Raw genomic sequence first — 15,785 nt, forward strand, 5'->3', positions numbered from 1 at the left:
ACATCCGGGGGCTCAACGGACCCAGGAATCAACGCTCCTCGTCGTGCAGCGAGTTGGTCTCCTGGATCTTCTTCCAGGACTTCGGCTCCGCCGGCAGCCGCCCGGCGTCCTGTCCCGCGCCGGCACCCGGCGCGAGCGAGGCCGCCGCTGCGGCCGGCGCCGGCCCGGCGGCCGGCTTCGAGGCGGTGAACAGCCAGGTGGCGAAGAGGTCCCCGAGCTTCTTCCCGGAGACCTTCTCCGCGTACGCCTGGAACTCCGGGACGGAGGCGTTGCCGTAGCGGCGCTCGGTGGGCCAGCCCTTCAGGATCCGGAAGAACTTGTCGTCCCCGACGGCGTTGCGCAGCGCCTGGATGGCCACCGCGCCCCGGTCGTAGACGGCGTTCGCGAACTGGTTGGCGGCGCCCGGGTCGCCCGGCTTGACGGTCCAGAAGGGGTCGTCGGCCGGGTGCGAGGCGTAGACGTAGTCGGCGAGTTCCTGCGCCGTGCCCTCGTCCTCGTGCTCGGACCAGAGGAACTGCGAGTACCGGGCGAAGCCCTCGTTCAGCCAGATGTCACTCCAGTGCGAGACCGAGACGCTGTCGCCGTACCACTGGTGGGCCAGCTCGTGGACAACGACGGAGGTGTTGGAGCCGCGCGCGAACTGCCGGGGGCTGTAGAAGACCCGGGTCTGGGTCTCCAGGGCGAAGCCGGTCTTGACGTTGGGCACGTAGCCGCCGACCGAGCTGAACGGGTAGTCGCCGAAGTAGCCGCTCAGCCAGTCGACGATCTCGCCGGTGCGCTCGACGCTGGCCTTGGCCGCGTCGGTGTCCTCGCCGAGGTCCTTGCTGTACGCGTTGTAGACGGGCAGCCCGCTCGGCGTGGTGTCGGTCGTGACGTCGAACTTGCCGACCGCGAGGGTGGCCAGGTAGGTCGCCTGCGGCTTGTTCTCGCGCCAGCTGTAGCGGGTCCAGCCGGCCTGGGAGACGGCACTGGTCAGGATGCCGTTGCTGATCACCTGGTTGCCGTCCGGCACCTGGACCGAGACGTCGAAGGTGGCCTTGTCGCTCGGGTGGTCGTTGCTCGGGAACCACCACCACGCCGACTCGGGCTCGCCGGCGGCCACCGCGCCGTCCGGCGTGCGCAGCCAGGCGGTGAAGCCGTACTTCTTCACGGTGGACGGGACGCCCTTGTAGCGGACCACCACGGTCGCCTGGCTGCCCTTGGCGAGCGGCCGGGCGGGCGTGACCTCCAGCTCCTGCTCGCCGCTGGTGGCGAAGGTCGCCGGACGTCCGTTGACCCGGACCTCCTGGACGTTCAGCGCGAAGTCGAGGTTGAAGCGGGAGAGGTTCTCGGTCGCCGTGGCGAGGATGGTGGTGGTGCCCTCCAGCTCGTCGGTGGCGGGCTGGTATTTCAGCCGGATGTCGTAGTGCGAGACGCGGTACCCGCCGTTCCCGTAGGTCGGGTAGTACGGGTCTCCGATGCCGGCCGCGCCGGATTGGAAGTCGGCCGCCGAGGCGGGGACGGCCAGGAACAGGCTCAGGGCGCTGGCAGCAGAGACGATCAGCCTCTTGCGCACGTGGTCCTCCAGGGTCACTGGGACGATGGGTCGGATCGATCCATGTCCCGGTGGCTCCCGCTCCACTCCCCAATTGTGAGATGTTCATGAAAAGAAACAGGCCGACACGGCACCGCCGCGGCACCGTCACACACCCCGCCGGCCCCCCGCGCCCCACCCGTCCCTCACGCCCCGACCCCTCACCCCCCGGCCCACTCACTCCTGACCCCCTTCACCCGCCGCCCCTTCACCCGCCGCCCCCTCACCCGCCGAGCGTCACCGGCGCCCGCACCAGCGAGCCGTACTCCGTCCACGAGCCGTCGTAGTTCTTCACGTGCGGGTACCCCAGCAGCTCGGTGAGCGCGAACCAGGTGTGCGCCGACCGTTCGCCGATCCGGCAGTACGCGATCACCTCGCGCTCCGGTTCCACGCCCTTCCCCGCGTACAGCGCCCGCAGTTCCTCCGCCGAGCGGAACGACCCGTCGTCGTTGGCCGCCTGCGACCAGGGGACGTTCACCGCGCCGGGAATGTGCCCGGGCACCTGCGCCTGCTCCTGCGGCAGGTGCGGCGGGGCGATCAGCTCGCCCCGGTACTCGGCGGGCGAGCGGACGTCGACCAGCACCGCGTCCGAACCGGGCTTGGCGAACAGCTCGGCCTTGCCGAGCACTTCGTCCCGCAGCGCCCGCAGCTCCGGGCGCTCGGGCCCGGTCAGCCGGTAGGCGGTGTGCTGGTAGTCCATCACCTCTTCGGTGAGCCCGCGCCCCTCCAGCTCCCACTTCTTGCGCCCGCCGTCCAGCAGCCGCACGGGCCCGAAGCCGCGCAACCGCAGCAGCCAGTAGGCGTACGCGGCGAACCAGTTGTTGTTGCCGCCGTAGAGCACCACGGTGGTGTCGTCCTCCACGCCGGCCGCCCGCAGCAGGTGCTGGACGCCCTCCCGGTCGGCGTAGTCGCGGCCGACCCGGCTGTGCAGGTCGGTGGTCCAGTTCCAGCCGATCGCGCCGGGGATGTGGTCCCGGTCGTAGGCGGTGGTGTCCTCGTCCACCTCGACGACCCGGATCGTCCCGTCGTCCAGGTGGCGGGCCAGCCACTCGGTGCGGACCAGCGCCTCGGGGTGTGCATAGCCGTTGCCGGTCATCCCAGGCCCTCCTTCGCTCTGCCCAGGCTTGGGGCGCCCGACCACGGGCACAGCGAGCCGCGCACGGGCACGGCGGGGCGCCGGCGACCGGGCCGGACAGTTCGACGCTACGCCGACCGTCCGGCCCGGGCCACCCCACTCAGGAGAAGACCACGGAGCGCAGCTTCAGCCGGTCGCCGAGCTTCTTGCCGGGGTTCATGACGTAGAAGACGTCGCCCTTGCAGTCGAAGTCCAGGAAGACCGTGGCCGTCGAGGTGGTGAAGTTCTCCGGCGCGAAGGCCGGGTCCTTCTCGGTGGCCCCGAACAGGTTGATGCACTGGCCGCTCTCCGGGTCGGCGAGCCCGGCCGGCACACCGGGGCCGACCTTGTAGAGGAAGTCGCCGGTGGCGGCGCCGGCGGAGGTCGGAACCGCGAGGACGAGGGCGACGGCGCTGGCGACGGCGAGTGCGGTGTTGCGGAGACGCATGATTGATGGCCTTTCAGGAGGTACCTGGTGGTACCTGATGCATTGATGCGAGATCACCCTAGAGGCCCAAAATCAGCAGAAACGGTTCTCCCAAGCCACTCTTTCGGGTGGTTTAAGCGGTAAAGCCGCGACCTTCATCGGGAAACCGCCACCCGCACCCGCCGCCCCGCGCCCCCGCTCAGTTCGACGGGGCCGAGAAGGAGTACCCCTGGTCGACCAGCACCGGCAGGTACGCCTTCAGCGCCGCCACCGTCTGTGAGCGGTCACCGCCACCGTCGTGGTTGAGCACGATCGACCCCGGCCGGACGTTCTTGAGGATCCGCTCGGTGATCACCGAGGTCCCGGGCGTGGCCCAGTCCTCCGGGTCCACCGTCCAGCCCATCGGCCGCATCCCGAGCTCGGTGGTCACCCTGAGCGCGACCGGCGACCAGTCCCCGCCGGGCGCGCGGAACCAGGACGGCTGGCGCCCGGTGGTCCGGTACAGCAGGTCGGAGGTGCGCTCCAGTTCGTCCCGCACCGCCTCGTCGGACATGTGCCGCAGGTCGGGGTGGGTCCAGGTGTGGTTGCCGATGTGGTGGCCGCGGTCCGCGATCTCCCGGACCAGCCCGGTGTTCTCGACGGCGCACTCGCCGACCAGGAAGAACGTCGCCCGGATCCCGTACTGCTGGAGCAGCGCCAGGACGGTCGGCGTGTACCGGGGATCCGGCCCGTCGTCGATGGTGAGCCCCACCACCCGCTGGCCCGGGTCGAGTTGGTTGACCGGCTTGGCCTCCTCCTCCGTGAGCCGCCGGCGGGCGGGCATCGGCGGGGCGGCGGCGGGCGGCGGCGCAGCCGTGGGGGCGGGCGGGGGCGCCGCGGAGGGGGCGGCCTGGGCCGCCTCCGGCCCGGAGCCCGGTCCGGAGGCCTCCGGCGCGGCACCCGGCGGCCGCGCCGTGGCGCCCGCCCCGGCGTCGTCCGCGTCGCTCCAGGGGCTGCCGCAGCCGGCCGCCCCGAGCAGGGACATCCCGGCCGCGACCAGTAGCAGTCGCCGCGAGGGCATTCGTGAGTAAATCTGATGATCTGACAGCATTCTGAATGCTTCCCCCGTGTAGCGCCGCCGCTCCCCGATGGCGCCTCAGACGGGCCCGATCACCACTCCGACGGCGCAAGCGCACCCCGCCCGCCCCCGGCTTCCCCGCGACTTCCCCGACCGGACGCTCGGCCTCCCCTCCCGACCGCTACGCTGTGCCTTCCCCAGTGTGATGATCTGCCATCAGAGGACGTGGCCATGACGACAAGTCAGGACATCCCGGACCAGGGCCGGCCCGACGACGACCCCGCCGAGCTGAGCCAGTGGGAACGGTTCGGCGTCGACACCACCGCCCCGCACTCGGCGCGCGTGTACGACTACTGGCTGGGCGGCAAGACCAACTTCCCGCCGGACCGTGCCATGGGGCAGGCCATCGAGGAGGCCGTGCCGAGCGTCAAGCAGATGGCCAAGGCGAACCGCGCCTTCCAGGGCCGGGCCGTCCGCCACCTCGCCCGGGAACACGGCATCCGCCAGTTCCTCGACCTCGGCACCGGCATCCCCACCTCGCCCAACACCCACGAGATCGCCGAGGCGGTCAGCCCCGGCACCCGGGTGGTCTACGTCGACAACGACCCGATCGTGCTCGCCCACGCCCGCGCCCTGATGGTGTCCAGCCCCGCCAGCCGGACCACCTACATCCACGCCGACCTGCGCAAGCCCGAGGAACTGTTCACCGACCCGGCGCTCACCGCCACGCTGGACCTCACCCAGCCGGTCGGCCTGCTGATGATCGCCGTGCTGATGCTCATCGCCGACGAGGACGACCCGTGGGGACGGGTCGCCGCCCTGCGCGACGCCCTGCCCGCCGGCAGCTGCATCGCCCTCACCACCCCCACCCAGGACTTCGACCCGGAGGCGGTCGGCAAGGTCACCGAGGCCGCCCGGGCCGGCGGCATGACCCTCGTCCCGCGCACCCACGACGACGTCCTGCGCTTCTTCGACGGCTGGGACCTGGTCGAGCCGGGCCTCTCCCCCGTCCTCGCCTGGCGCCCGGACGGCGAGCCGCCGGCCGACCCGAAGGCCGCGTACTACTGGGGCGGCGTCGCCGTCAAGCGCTGAACCCGCGCCGGGCCCGCCCCCACCGGAGCCCCACGGAAACCCACCCCGGGTGGGGCGGGCCGCACCGGGCCCGCCCCGCCCGTGCCCTCACTTCAGCAGCCGCGACAGCCGCCGGTCCGCCAGCGGCTTCCCCCCGGTCTGGCAGGTCGGGCAGTACTGCAGCGAGGAGTCCGCGAAGGACACCTCGCGCACGGTGTCCCCGCAGACCGGGCAGGGCAGGCCGGTCCGGCCGTGCACCCGCAGCCCCAGCTTCTTCTCCGCCTTGAGCTCCCCCGCCGCCAGCCCCCGCGAGCGCTCCACCGCGTCCCGCAGCGTGGCGCCGAGCGCCTCGTAGAGCCGCGCCGCCTCCTCCTCGGTCAGGCTGGACGCCAGCTTGTACGGGGACATCCGGGCCGCGTGCAGCACCTCGTCCGAGTAGGCGTTGCCCACCCCGGCCAGCACGCCCTGGTCGCGCAGCACGCCCTTGAGCCGGCGCCGGTCGCCGCTCAGCAGGGCGGCGAAGTCCGCCAGGGTGAACGCCGGGTCCAGCGGGTCGGGGCCGAGTCGGGCCACCCCGGGCACCTCGGCCGGATCCTTCACCACGTAGACCGCGAGGCCCTTCTTCGTCCCCGCCTCGGTCAGGTCGAAGCCGTCGCCGGCCTCCCCGGCCAGGCGCAGCCGCAGCGCCAGCGGGTTCCTCGGGCTCGGGCGCGGCGGTTCGGCGGGCAGGCCGTCCTTCCAGCGCAGCCAGCCGGCCCGGGCCAGGTGGACCACCAGGTGCAGCCCGCCGGCCTCGATGTCCAGGAACTTGCCGCGCCGGGTCACCGGGCCGACCGTCCGCCCCTCCAGCGCGGTGACCGGCGGGTCGTACGTCTTCAGCGCGCTGATCGCGACCGGCTGCACCCGGGCGATGACGCGCCCGGTCAGCCGCTCGGACAGGAAGTCGCTCAGCGCCTCGACCTCGGGCAGCTCCGGCATGCGCCCAGTCTCCCGCAGCCCCGCGCCGGCCGCCCGCCCGGGGGCGTGCCTTTGCCCGACCCCCGCGCGGGGCGCAGGCTGGAACTACGCGCCGTACCCCGCGACCCCCATGCGCCCCCGCCACGGAGCACCGTGATGAGCATCCTTGAGGAACAGATCGACCTCGCCGTCCCCGTCCTCGCCGCCTGGGAGCAGCTGCACCGGGTGCACGAGTACCCGCAGTTCGTCGACGGCGTCCGCAGCGCCCACCCGCACGGGCGGAACCTGGCGCACCTCGGGGTGGAGGTCGACGGCGCCGAGCGGGCGGTGGACACCGAGATCACCGACCGCGGCCGGGGCCGGGTGATGTCCTGGCGGACGCTCGACGAACCGCGGCTGCACGGCGCGTTCGCGCTGCTGCCGCTGGACGCCCGGCACACCCGGTTGCAGATCCGGGTGGAGTACGACCCGGAGGCGATGCACGAGGCGTTCGGCGGGCCGCGCGGCTTCGCCCTGGCCGGGGCGATCGAGCGGACCGTGCGGGGCGACCTGGAGCACTTCCGGGAACTGGTCGAGGAGCGGGTCGGCGCGGCGGGCAGACGCGGCTGAGCGCAGCCGGCAGGCCCGGGCGAGCGCGGCGGGCAGCCCCGGTGAGCACGGCGGCCCAACCCGCATAAGGGCCGCATAAGCCCAGCTCAGCGCCGGTGGTGAGGCTCTTCACAGCGGACCTCCGGCCCGACTGTTTCGCTTTCAACCTGTGGCAGACTCGGATGCCATGGACATCGGCCCGGTCACCAGGACGCTCCGCGCGGCGGTCTTCGCCGCGCTGGTCGTGCTGCTCGCCGGGCTCGGCCAGGTGCTGGTCACCGGCCGCGCGCTGCCGGCCGGCCCGATGGCCCTGGCCTGCGTCGCCGTGTTCGCGGTGGCGTACGCGCCGGCCGGCCGCGAGCGCGGCTACCCGGCGGTCGCGGCGGTGTTCCTGCCGCTGGAGCTGGGCGTCAGCGCGCTGTTCGACTTCGCCCAGACCACCTGCCCGTCCTTGCCGCCCGGCTCCGCGCGCGGCTTCCAGCCGCTGCTGTGCGGCGGCGGTTCGCTGGGCGGGTTCCTGCTCGGCCACGGCGTCTCCCAGCAGACCGGCGTCCTGCTGCTCCTGCTGCTGCACGCCGCGATCGCGCTGGCCGGCGCGTTCTGGCTGCGCCGCGCGGACGCCGCGCTGGCCGGCCTCGCCCGCACCGCCCGGATGCTGGGCGACTTCCTGCACCGGCACCTGCCGGCCGCCGCCCGCTGGCTGCGGCTGCTCGCCGCGCCCGTCCCGGCCCGCCCGGTGGCGCGGGTGCCGTTCCCCCGGGCCAGCCGGACCCTGGTCCCGGCCGAGGACGTCGTCGTCCGCCCGACCGTCCGGCGCGGTCCGCCGGCGCTCGCCCTGGCCTGCTGACAGGCGCGCGCCGCTCGGCGCCGCTCCCGGCCGGTCCTCTCGCCGCGCGCCCCGCGCGCCCGCACCCCCGCACGCCCGAGAGCACAGGACGACACCTCATGAGCAACACCCGCAAGGCCGCCGCCAAGACCAGCGCCACCGACCGCATGCACGCCGCCCGCGCCCAGGCCGAGCGCTCCGACCGGATCCGCCGCCGGGTCGTGGTCGGCGGCGCCTCCGCCGCCGTGCTCGCCCTCGTGGCGGGTGTGGCCTTCGCCGTCGGCGGCTCCTCCGGCTCCGGTTCCGCCGACGCGGCCGCGAGCGGCCCGCTGGTCGTCCCCGCCAACACGGGCGGCCAGGACGGCACCGTGATCACCTACGGCAGGGCCGACGCCCCGCACACCCTGGAGATCTACGAGGACTTCCGCTGCCCGTACTGCGAGCAGTTGGAGACCACCACCGGCAAGGCCGTCCAGCAGCTCGCCGACGACGGCACGTACAAGATCGAGTACCACCTGGCGACGTTCCTGGACAAGAACCTCGGCGGCAAGGGCTCGCGCACCGCGCTGGCCGCCGCCGGCGCCGCGCTCAACGAGGGCGTGGACAAGTTCAAGCAGTTCCACGACGTGCTCTACGCCAACCAGCCCGACGAGCGCACCGACGGCTTCGGCGACGTCAACCACCTCCTCGACCTGGCCGGCCAGGTGCCCGGGCTGAAGACCGACGGCTTCGTCAAGGCCGTCCAGGACGGTACCTACGCGCCGTGGGCGGCCAAGGTCAACGAGGAGTTCGACAAGAGCGACGTCACCGGCACCCCGACCGTCAAGCTGGACGGCAAGAAGCTGGACGTCCTCACCGGCGGCAAGGCCGCCACGCCCGAGCAGTTCACCGCGATGGTCAAGCAGGTGACCGGATGACGGCCGCCGCCCCCGCCGCGCGGACGTACGGCGCGAGCCGCCCGTTCGCCTGGCTGCTGCTGATCGGCGGCGCGGTCGGCCTGTTCGCCTCCTCGGTCCTCACCCTGGACAAGATCCGGCTGCTGAAGGACCCGTCGTACGTCCCCTCCTGCAACATCAACCCGATCATCAGCTGCGGCTCGATCATGCGCAGCGACCAGGCCGAGGCCTTCGGCTTCCCCAACTCGCTGCTCGGCCTGGTCGGCTTCGGGGTCGTCATCGCGATCGGCGCCGGGCTGCTCTCCGGGGCGACGTACCGGCGCTGGTTCTGGCTCGGCCTCCAGACCGGGACGGTCTTCGGCATCGGCTTCGTGACCTGGCTGATGTACCAGGCGCTCTACCGGATCAGCGCGCTCTGCCCGTACTGCATGGTGGTCTGGGCCTCGATGATCCCGCTGTTCTGGTACACCACCCTGCACAACCTGCGCTCCGGGATCATCCCCACCGGCCGCGCCCTGCGCCCGGTCGTCCGCGAGGCGGCGCGCTACCACTGGGTCGTCCCGGCGCTCTGGTACGCGGTGATCGCCCTGCTGGTCCTCAACCGGTTCTGGTACTACTGGAGCACCCTGCTCTGACCTTGTCCGCCCGGCCCCGGGCCCTACGCTCCGGGGCCGGGCGGCCGACCCGTCAGCCGCCGCCCAGGACAGTTCCTAGAAGCGGAACTCCTCGACCTCGGCCAGCAGTTCGGCCCGGCGCTCGTCGTCGATGAAGGAGGCCCGGAAGGAGTTGGCGGCGAGCCGGCGCAAGGTCTCCTCGTCGAGCGCGAGGGCCTGCTGCACGGCCCGGAAGTTGTCGTCGACGTAGCCGCCGAAGTACGCCGGGTCGTCCGAGTTGACGGTGACCAGCAGGCCGGCCTCCAGCATCTCGCGCAGCGGGTGGTCGGCGAGGGTGTCGATGCACCGCAGGCGGACGTTGGAGAGCGGGCAGAGCGTCAGCGGGACCTGCTCGCGGACCAGCCGCGCGACCAGCTCGCCGTCCTCCAGGCAGCGCAGGCCGTGGTCGATCCGCTCGACGCCGAGCACGTCCAGCGCCTCGGTGATGTAGGACGCCGGGCCCTCCTCGCCCGCGTGCGCGACGCGGCGCAGCCCGGCCTCGGCGGCCCGCCGGTAGACCTCGCGGAACTTGGCCGGCGGGTGGCCGACCTCGGCCGAGTCGAGGCCGATGCCCGCGATCCGGTCGAAGTACGGGCGGGCGGCCTCGAAGGTCTCCAGCGCGGATTCGGCGGACTCGTCCCGCAGGAAGCACATGATCAGCCGGGTGCTGATCCCGTGCCGCTCCTCGCTGAGCGCCAGCGCCCGGGTCAGGCCGTCGACCACCACGCCGAGCGGCACACCACGCGCGGTGTGCGCCTGCGGGTCGAAGAAGATCTCCGCGTGCCGGACCCCCGCATCGGCCGCCCGGGTGAGGTAGGCGTCGGCGAGGTCGGCGAAGTCCTCCTCGGTGCGCAGCACGGCCATCAGCGCGTAGTACAGGTCCAGGAAGGACTGCAGGTCGCTGAAGGAGTACGCCTTCCGCAGCGCCTCGGTGTCGGCGTAGGGCAGCGTGACCGCGTTGCGGGCGGCGAGGGCGAAGGCGAGTTCGGGCTCCAGGGTGCCTTCGATGTGCAGGTGGAGTTCGGCCTTGGGGAGCGGCATGGGGGATCTGTCCGAGCTGTAGGGGGCGGGAGCGAAGAGTCCAGAAGCATTCATCCTACGATCCGTTCGATCACGATCGGCCTGACGGGCGCGCCCCCGGCCACCCGAACTGGTGCACCGGCCGGGGGCAGCGGGCACCCTGGAGGAGGGGGCTTCCGCCGAGGAGGTACCAGATGCGGCACGTCGAGGATCCGCACATCCGGCCTGCGGGCGTCTCCCCGCACGCCCTGGGCAACGACACGCTCCTGCACGAGCTGGAACAGCTGCACCGCACGCGCCACGAGACCTTCCTGTACGGCTCGGAGGAGGCCCTCAAGCGGCACACCCTGCGCACCGGGCAGCTGGAGGCCGAGTACCTGCACCGCTTTCCCAGCCGGCTGGTGACGGCCGGGCGGACCAGAGCCGGCGCCCGGGCCCGCGAGGCGGCGGCCCGGGTGGAGTCGCTGCCCGAGTAGACGTGCCCGCGCCACCACCGTCCGGCGGGACACGCCGGGCGGTGGTGGCGTGCCCCCGGGCGGGCCGTCGGGGAGGGTGAGAGGCGCAGACGCACCGGACCCCGACCCCCCTGGGAGCCCCGCATGCCCATCGCCAGCGTCAACCCCGCGACCGGCGAGATCCTGGAGACCTTTGAACCGCTCGACGCGGCCGGCATCGAACAGCGGCTGGCCCGCGCCGAGGCCGCGTTCCACGGCTACCGCACCACCCCCTTCGCCGCCCGTGCCGACCTGCTGCGCCGGGCCGCCGACCTGCTGGACCAGGACCGGGAGGCGATCGCCCGCACGATGACCGAGGAGATGGGCAAGCCGCTCGCCGCCTCCCGGGCCGAGGCCGCCAAGTGCGCCACGGCGATGCGCTGGTACGCCGACCGCGCCGAGGAACTGCTCGCCGACGAGCACCCCGCCCCGGCCGACGTCGCCGACTCCGGCGCCGCCCGCGCCTACGTCCGCTACCGCCCGCTCGGGGCGGTGCTGGCCGTGATGCCGTGGAACTTCCCGTTCTGGCAGGTGGTCCGGTTCGCCGCGCCGGCCCTGATGGCGGGCAACGTCGGCCTGCTCAAGCACGCCTCCAACGTGCCCCGGACGGCGCTGGCGCTGGAGGAGCTGTTCCGGCGGGCCGGCTTCCCGGAGGGCTGCTTCCAGACCCTGCTGATCGGCTCGGGCGCGGTCGAGGGCGTGATCCGGGACCGCCGGGTGGCCGCGGTGACGCTCACCGGCAGCGAGCCCGCCGGGCGGGCGGTCGCCGCCACCGCCGCCGACGAGGTGAAGAAGGCCGTCCTGGAACTGGGCGGCAGCGACCCCTTCGTGGTGCTGCCCAGCGCCGACCTGGACGCGGCGGTGCGCACCGCCGTCCGGGCCCGGGCGCAGAACAACGGGCAGTCCTGCATCGCCGCCAAGCGCTTCATCGTGCACACCGACGTGTACGACCGCTTCACCGCCGCCTTCACCGAGGCGATGCGGGCGCTGCGCGTCGGCGACCCGATGGACGAGGCGACCGACGTCGGCCCGCTGGCCAGCCGCCAGGGCCGGGACGACCTGGAGGAACTGGTCGAGGACGCCCGCACCCACGGCGCCCGGGTCGAGTGCGGCGGCGGGCGCCCGGAGGGCTGGGACACCGGCTACTTCTACGAGCCGACGGTGCTGACCGGCATCACCCCGGCCATGCGGATCCACCAGGAGGAGACCTTCGGCCCGGTCGCCACGGTCTACCGGGTCGCCGACCTGGACGAGGCGGTGGCGCACGCCAACGACACGCCGTTCGGGCTCAGTTCCAACGTCTGGACCCGGGACGAGGGCGAGCAGGAGCGCTTCGTCCGCGACATCCAGGCCGGCGGGGTGTTCTTCAACGGGATGACCGCCTCCCACCCGGCGCTGCCGTTCGGCGGCGTCAAGCGCTCCGGGTTCGGCCGGGAGCTGTCCGGGCACGGGATCCGGGAGTTCTGCAACATCACCACGGTGTGGATCGGCTGAGCACCCCCGGACCGCCGGGCACGAGCCGGGCACGAGCCGGACGCGGACGCGGCCGGGTCAGGGCGCCACGCGGTGCCTGCCCCGGCCGGGCGTCATCCAGCGGGCGACCACGCCGACCAGGGCGAGGACGGTCGCTCCCCAGACGATGGCCATCAGCACCAGCATCGGCAGCCAGCTCACCTGGGCGCCGACCATGCCCAGGCCGAGCGAGAGCGCGACCATGAACACCACGGCGGTCGGGTTGAGGCCGAGCAGCCAGTGCCAGGCCCGCTGCGCCGGGCTCCGGTGCGGCGGCGGGGCCTCGGGGTCGGTTTCGGTGTCGAGTTCCTTGTACGTCAGCAGGTCCATCGGGATCGCCTCCGGTTCTCGGGGGGCTGCCGGATCCGCGGGGCTCAGGAGGCCTTGCGCGGAGCCGTGGACTTTCCGGTCGCGGTCTTTCCCGCCCCGGCCTTAGCGGTCGTGGACTTCGCGGTCGCGGTCTTCGCGGTCGCGGTCTTCGCGGTCGCGGTCTTCTTCGCCGGGGCGGTCCTCTTCGCCGGGGCGGCCTTCCCGGCGGCGGCCGCCGATCCGGCGGGCTTCTTCACCGGGGCGCGCCTGCGGGGCGCGGGCTGCTCCTCCTCCGGCTGGTCCTCGTCGGGCCCGGCGGCGTGCCCCCGCCCGCCCTTGGCCCGCTTGAGGCTGCTGCGCAGCGCCTCCATCAGGTCGATCACGTTGTCGGGCGCCTCGCCCGGCTCCTCCTCGTGCGGGAGCTCGACGCCCTCCAACCGGGCCGTGATCACCTGCTGGAGCGCCCGCTGGTAGTCGTCGTGCAACTGGGCGAGGTCGAAGTCCTCGGAGAGGGTGTCCATCAGCGACCGCGCCATCTTGAGCTCCTGCGGCCGGACGGTGACGTCCTCTTCGGGCGCGATGCCGGCCGCGGGGCGGACCTCGTCGGGCCAGATGCAGGTCTGCAGCACCAGTGTGCCGTCGTGCACCCGCAGCACCGCCGGGGATTCCCGGGTGCGCAGCGCGATCTTGGTGACGGCGATCTGCCCGGACGCGGTGAGCGCGTCGCGCAGCAGGGCGTACGGCTTGGCGGCGGCCTGGTCGGCGACTCCCACGTAGTAGGCCTTGGAGAACATCAGCGGGTCGATCTCGTCGGCGTCCACGAAGGCCAGCACGTCGATGATCTTCTTGCTGGGCAGCGGCAGGTCGGCGAGGTCCTCGTCGGTGAGCGTGACGGTCCGGCCGTCGGGGGACTCGTAGCCCTTGGCGATCTCCGCGTACGGGACTTCCTTCTCCTCCCGCTCGCAGTACCGCTTCATCCGCACCCGCCCGCCGTCCTTGGCGTGCACCTGGTGCAGCGGGACGTCGTGTTCCTGGGTGGCCGAGTAGAGGTGGACGGGGATGCTGACCAGCCCGAAGCTGATCGTCCCCTTCCAGGTGGTCTGCATGGGGGTCGCTCCTTCCCGGAGTTTCCCGTTGCCGGAGGTTCCCGCCCGGCCCGGCGTCCTCGCGCCGAGGACGTGCCGAGAATCCCACTGTGCCCGGGTTTGCCCCGATCGGCCACACCGGGCCGACAATGGGCCGAGGAGGTCGATGCCGATGACCGTCCGGAGCCGTGCGCAGGGCGCACCGCCGCCGCCACCGGAGCGGACCGTGTACCGGGTGGTGTACGCGGTGTGGGGCGAGGCCGGCGTGCGGCGGGCGGAGGTCGAGGTGGTGCCCGGATACTCGCAGGAGGGCGACATCCCCCGGATCCTGGCGGCGCGGCTGACCGGCCGGCCCGCGGACGCGGCGCGGATCACCGTGCTGGACCTGCGCGGGTCGTGAGCCGCGACGGGGGTCCGAGCGCCTCCGACGCATTGGCGGTGCGTCAGATTTGAGCTTTTCGCACCGCATTTCCACCCGCTCTGACCTGGCTTTTTGCGTCCGGTTACCGAACATTTACGGATGCTCTGTTCCGATACGCGGCCGTAGAAGTTAGGTTGCACCGCAATGCGCGGGTCCGTCCCCCACCCTCCGGCGCAACGAGCCGAGGGTCGCGCCGCGCGCGGGAAAGGCACAGGGCTCATCTGATGAGTGCGGACACCACCAGGCCTGCGGCAGCCGCCCAGGTCCCCCAGCAGGCCGGGCCGCCCGGGCACGGCGGCGAGGGCCACCTGAAGGCGGGGCTCAAGAACCGCCACCTGTCGATGATCGCCATCGGCGGGGTGATCGGCGCCGGCCTGTTCGTCGGCTCCGGCGCGGGCATCGCCACCACCGGGCCGGGCATCCTGCTCTCCTACACGCTGGCCGGTGTGCTGGTCGTGCTGGTGATGCGGATGCTCGGCGAGATGGCGGCGGCCGACCCGCAGAGCGGCTCGTTCTCGGCGTACGCGGACCGCGCGCTCGGCCGCTGGGCCGGGTTCACCATCGGCTGGCTGTACTGGTTCTTCTGGGTCGTGGTGCTCGCGGTGGAGGCGACCGCCGGCGCGAAGATCCTCAACGCCTGGATGCCCGGCGTGCCGCAGTGGGCGTTCGCGCTGCTCGTGATGGCGGTGCTGACCGCCACCAACCTGTTCTCGGTGGCCTCCTACGGCGAGTTCGAGTTCTGGTTCGCCGGGATCAAGGTGGTGGCGATCGCCGCGTTCCTGGTGATCGCCACGCTCGCCGTCTTCGGCCTGCTGCCCGGCACCCACGCGGTCGGCACCAGCAATCTGACCGGCCACGGCGGCTTCCTGCCGCACGGCGTGGGCGCGGTGTTCACCGGCATGCTCACGGTGGTCTTCGCCTTCATGGGCAGCGAGATCGTCACCCTGGCCGCGGGCGAGTCGGAGGACCCGGAGCGCGCGGTCAGCAAGGCCACCAACAGCGTGATCTGGCGCATCGGGATCTTCTACCTGGGCTCGATCCTGCTCGTGGTCACCCTGCTGCCGTGGGACTCGGACGCCGTCAAGGGCAGCCCGTACGTGGCGGTGCTGGAGCACGTGGGCATCCCGGGCGCCGGCCAGGTGATGAACGTGATCGTGCTGACGGCCGTGCTGTCCTGCCTCAACTCCGGGATGTACACGGCCTCCCGGATGGCCTTCTCGCTCGGCCAGCGCGGGGACGCGCCGAAGGCCTTCGCGACCGTGACCAAGCGGGGCGTGCCGCGGGTGGCCATCCTGTCCTCGGTGGTCTTCGGCTTCGTCGCGGTGTTCTTCAACTACACCTCGCCGGACACGGTGTTCGCTTTCCTGCTCAACTCCTCCGGCGCGGTTGCGCTGTTCGTCTGGCTGGTGATCTGCTTCTCCCAGCTGCGGATGCGCCGGATCATCGAGCGGGAGACTCCCGAGCGGCTGACCGTCCGCATGTGGCTGTACCCCTATCTGACCTGGACGGCCATCGGCATGATCGGGTTCGTGGTGGCGTACATGTTCACCGACGCCGACGGGCGCAAGCAGATGTACCTGTCGCTGGTCGCCGCGGCGATCGTGCTCGCGGCCTCGGCCGTGGTGGGCCGACGGCGGCGGGCCGCGGTGGCGGCGGAGTCCTGACCCGTCCGCGCCGCGCGACGGTGCCGGGGGGGGGGGGGGGGGGGGGGGGGGGGGGGGGGGGGGGGGGGGGGGGGGGGGGGGGGGGGGGGGGGGGGGGGGGGGGGGGGGGGGGGGCGTA

The 15,785-nt window shown here is 72.9% G+C and carries 17 protein-coding genes; 9 read left to right on the forward strand and 8 right to left on the reverse strand.

Going from position 1 to position 15,785, the window contains the following annotated elements; genetic code table 11:
- Positions 1–28: 28 nt before the first annotated feature.
- From AC07BF_RS16380 to AC07BF_RS16395, 4 genes are all read right to left on the reverse strand, one after another.
- A complete protein-coding gene (locus tag AC07BF_RS16380) occupies positions 29–1,555 on the reverse strand; it encodes a M1 family metallopeptidase (RefSeq protein WP_478333522.1) in 1,527 nt (508 codons plus the stop codon).
- Between the two features lie 241 nt (positions 1,556–1,796).
- A complete protein-coding gene (locus AC07BF_RS16385; protein ID WP_363581754.1) occupies positions 1,797–2,669 on the reverse strand; it encodes a sulfurtransferase in 873 nt (290 codons plus the stop codon).
- 139 nt (positions 2,670–2,808) lie between these two features.
- Positions 2,809–3,135, reverse strand: a complete 327-nt coding sequence (locus AC07BF_RS16390; RefSeq protein WP_363581752.1) for a hypothetical protein — start codon at positions 3,133–3,135, stop codon at positions 2,809–2,811.
- 178 nt (positions 3,136–3,313) lie between these two features.
- Positions 3,314–4,174 carry a polysaccharide deacetylase family protein gene (locus tag AC07BF_RS16395; RefSeq protein ID WP_363581750.1) on the reverse strand — a complete coding sequence of 287 codons (861 nt, stop codon included), beginning with the start codon at positions 4,172–4,174 and terminating at the stop codon, positions 3,314–3,316.
- A gap of 228 nt (positions 4,175–4,402) precedes the next feature.
- Between AC07BF_RS16395 and AC07BF_RS16400 the strand changes: the two genes are divergently transcribed.
- A complete protein-coding gene (locus AC07BF_RS16400) occupies positions 4,403–5,263 on the forward strand; it encodes an SAM-dependent methyltransferase (RefSeq protein WP_079135406.1) in 861 nt (286 codons plus the stop codon).
- 87 nt (positions 5,264–5,350) lie between these two features.
- Here AC07BF_RS16400 and AC07BF_RS16405 read toward each other — a convergent pair whose 3' ends face one another.
- Positions 5,351–6,220, reverse strand: coding sequence for an Fpg/Nei family DNA glycosylase (locus tag AC07BF_RS16405; RefSeq protein ID WP_363628257.1), 870 nt, complete (start codon positions 6,218–6,220; stop codon positions 5,351–5,353).
- Between the two features lie 135 nt (positions 6,221–6,355).
- Here AC07BF_RS16405 and AC07BF_RS16410 point away from each other — a divergent pair, with 135 nt between their 5' ends.
- From AC07BF_RS16410 to AC07BF_RS16425, 4 genes are all read left to right on the forward strand, one after another.
- Positions 6,356–6,808 carry an SRPBCC family protein gene (locus tag AC07BF_RS16410; RefSeq protein ID WP_363581746.1) on the forward strand — a complete coding sequence of 151 codons (453 nt, stop codon included), beginning with the start codon at positions 6,356–6,358 and terminating at the stop codon, positions 6,806–6,808.
- A 166-nt stretch (positions 6,809–6,974) separates the two neighbouring features.
- Positions 6,975–7,634: a hypothetical protein gene (locus tag AC07BF_RS16415; protein WP_363628255.1), complete on the forward strand. Its 660-nt coding sequence runs from the start codon at positions 6,975–6,977 to the stop codon at positions 7,632–7,634.
- A 98-nt stretch (positions 7,635–7,732) separates the two neighbouring features.
- A complete protein-coding gene (locus AC07BF_RS16420) occupies positions 7,733–8,530 on the forward strand; it encodes a DsbA family protein (RefSeq protein ID WP_400986970.1) in 798 nt (265 codons plus the stop codon).
- The gene (locus tag AC07BF_RS16425) at positions 8,527–9,144 is read left to right on the forward strand and encodes a vitamin K epoxide reductase family protein (protein WP_478333523.1); all 618 of its coding nucleotides are present in this window, start codon (positions 8,527–8,529) and stop codon (positions 9,142–9,144) included. The genes AC07BF_RS16420 and AC07BF_RS16425 overlap by 4 nt, the downstream gene beginning before the upstream one ends.
- A gap of 75 nt (positions 9,145–9,219) precedes the next feature.
- On the opposite strand, the gene AC07BF_RS16430 is transcribed toward AC07BF_RS16425, so the two are convergent.
- Positions 9,220–10,203: an adenosine deaminase gene (locus tag AC07BF_RS16430; RefSeq protein WP_478318001.1), complete on the reverse strand. Its 984-nt coding sequence runs from the start codon at positions 10,201–10,203 to the stop codon at positions 9,220–9,222.
- 173 nt (positions 10,204–10,376) lie between these two features.
- On the opposite strand from AC07BF_RS16430, the gene AC07BF_RS16435 reads away from it, so the two are divergent.
- Entirely contained in the window at positions 10,377–10,658 is a 282-nt protein-coding gene (locus AC07BF_RS16435) for a DUF6158 family protein (RefSeq protein WP_350883625.1), read from the forward strand.
- Positions 10,659–10,781: 123 nt separating this feature from the next.
- On the forward strand, positions 10,782–12,170 hold the full coding sequence (locus AC07BF_RS16440) for an NADP-dependent succinic semialdehyde dehydrogenase (RefSeq protein WP_363581736.1): 1,389 nt from the start codon (positions 10,782–10,784) through the stop codon (positions 12,168–12,170).
- A gap of 57 nt (positions 12,171–12,227) precedes the next feature.
- On the opposite strand, the gene AC07BF_RS16445 is transcribed toward AC07BF_RS16440, so the two are convergent.
- Both AC07BF_RS16445 and ku read right to left on the reverse strand, forming a co-directional pair.
- Positions 12,228–12,518, reverse strand: coding sequence for a hypothetical protein (locus AC07BF_RS16445; RefSeq protein WP_363581734.1), 291 nt, complete (start codon positions 12,516–12,518; stop codon positions 12,228–12,230).
- A 44-nt stretch (positions 12,519–12,562) separates the two neighbouring features.
- A complete protein-coding gene (gene ku / locus AC07BF_RS16450) occupies positions 12,563–13,603 on the reverse strand; it encodes a non-homologous end joining protein Ku (RefSeq protein WP_478318000.1) in 1,041 nt (346 codons plus the stop codon).
- A gap of 151 nt (positions 13,604–13,754) precedes the next feature.
- Here ku and AC07BF_RS16455 point away from each other — a divergent pair, with 151 nt between their 5' ends.
- Entirely contained in the window at positions 13,755–13,982 is a 228-nt protein-coding gene (locus AC07BF_RS16455; RefSeq protein ID WP_363628248.1) for a hypothetical protein, read from the forward strand.
- Between the two features lie 245 nt (positions 13,983–14,227).
- A complete protein-coding gene (locus AC07BF_RS16460) occupies positions 14,228–15,667 on the forward strand; it encodes an amino acid permease (RefSeq protein ID WP_350883615.1) in 1,440 nt (479 codons plus the stop codon).
- The last annotated feature ends 118 nt before the right edge of the window (positions 15,668–15,785 follow it).

Source organism: Kitasatospora sp. NPDC043950, assembly GCF_056435345.1.

Excerpts from the sequence above, each read along its gene's own strand:
- AC07BF_RS16460 (WP_350883615.1), top strand. The coding sequence starts at position 14,228 with ATGAGTGCGGACACCACCAGGCCTGCGGCAGCCGCCCAGGTCCCCCAG.
- AC07BF_RS16455 (WP_363628248.1), top strand. The coding sequence starts at position 13,755 with ATGACCGTCCGGAGCCGTGCGCAGGGCGCACCGCCGCCGCCACCGGAG.
- AC07BF_RS16445 (WP_363581734.1), bottom strand. The coding sequence starts at position 12,518 with ATGGACCTGCTGACGTACAAGGAACTCGACACCGAAACCGACCCCGAG.
- AC07BF_RS16415 (WP_363628255.1), top strand. The coding sequence starts at position 6,975 with ATGGACATCGGCCCGGTCACCAGGACGCTCCGCGCGGCGGTCTTCGCC.
- AC07BF_RS16405 (WP_363628257.1), bottom strand. The coding sequence starts at position 6,220 with ATGCCGGAGCTGCCCGAGGTCGAGGCGCTGAGCGACTTCCTGTCCGAG.
- AC07BF_RS16400 (WP_079135406.1), top strand. The coding sequence starts at position 4,403 with ATGACGACAAGTCAGGACATCCCGGACCAGGGCCGGCCCGACGACGAC.
- AC07BF_RS16430 (WP_478318001.1), bottom strand. The coding sequence starts at position 10,203 with ATGCCGCTCCCCAAGGCCGAACTCCACCTGCACATCGAAGGCACCCTG.
- AC07BF_RS16410 (WP_363581746.1), top strand. The coding sequence starts at position 6,356 with ATGAGCATCCTTGAGGAACAGATCGACCTCGCCGTCCCCGTCCTCGCC.
- AC07BF_RS16440 (WP_363581736.1), top strand. The coding sequence starts at position 10,782 with ATGCCCATCGCCAGCGTCAACCCCGCGACCGGCGAGATCCTGGAGACC.
- AC07BF_RS16390 (WP_363581752.1), bottom strand. The coding sequence starts at position 3,135 with ATGCGTCTCCGCAACACCGCACTCGCCGTCGCCAGCGCCGTCGCCCTC.
- AC07BF_RS16420 (WP_400986970.1), top strand. The coding sequence starts at position 7,733 with ATGAGCAACACCCGCAAGGCCGCCGCCAAGACCAGCGCCACCGACCGC.
- AC07BF_RS16385 (WP_363581754.1), bottom strand. The coding sequence starts at position 2,669 with ATGACCGGCAACGGCTATGCACACCCCGAGGCGCTGGTCCGCACCGAG.
- AC07BF_RS16435 (WP_350883625.1), top strand. The coding sequence starts at position 10,377 with ATGCGGCACGTCGAGGATCCGCACATCCGGCCTGCGGGCGTCTCCCCG.
- AC07BF_RS16425 (WP_478333523.1), top strand. The coding sequence starts at position 8,527 with ATGACGGCCGCCGCCCCCGCCGCGCGGACGTACGGCGCGAGCCGCCCG.
- AC07BF_RS16395 (WP_363581750.1), bottom strand. The coding sequence starts at position 4,174 with ATGCCCTCGCGGCGACTGCTACTGGTCGCGGCCGGGATGTCCCTGCTC.
- ku (WP_478318000.1), bottom strand. The coding sequence starts at position 13,603 with ATGCAGACCACCTGGAAGGGGACGATCAGCTTCGGGCTGGTCAGCATC.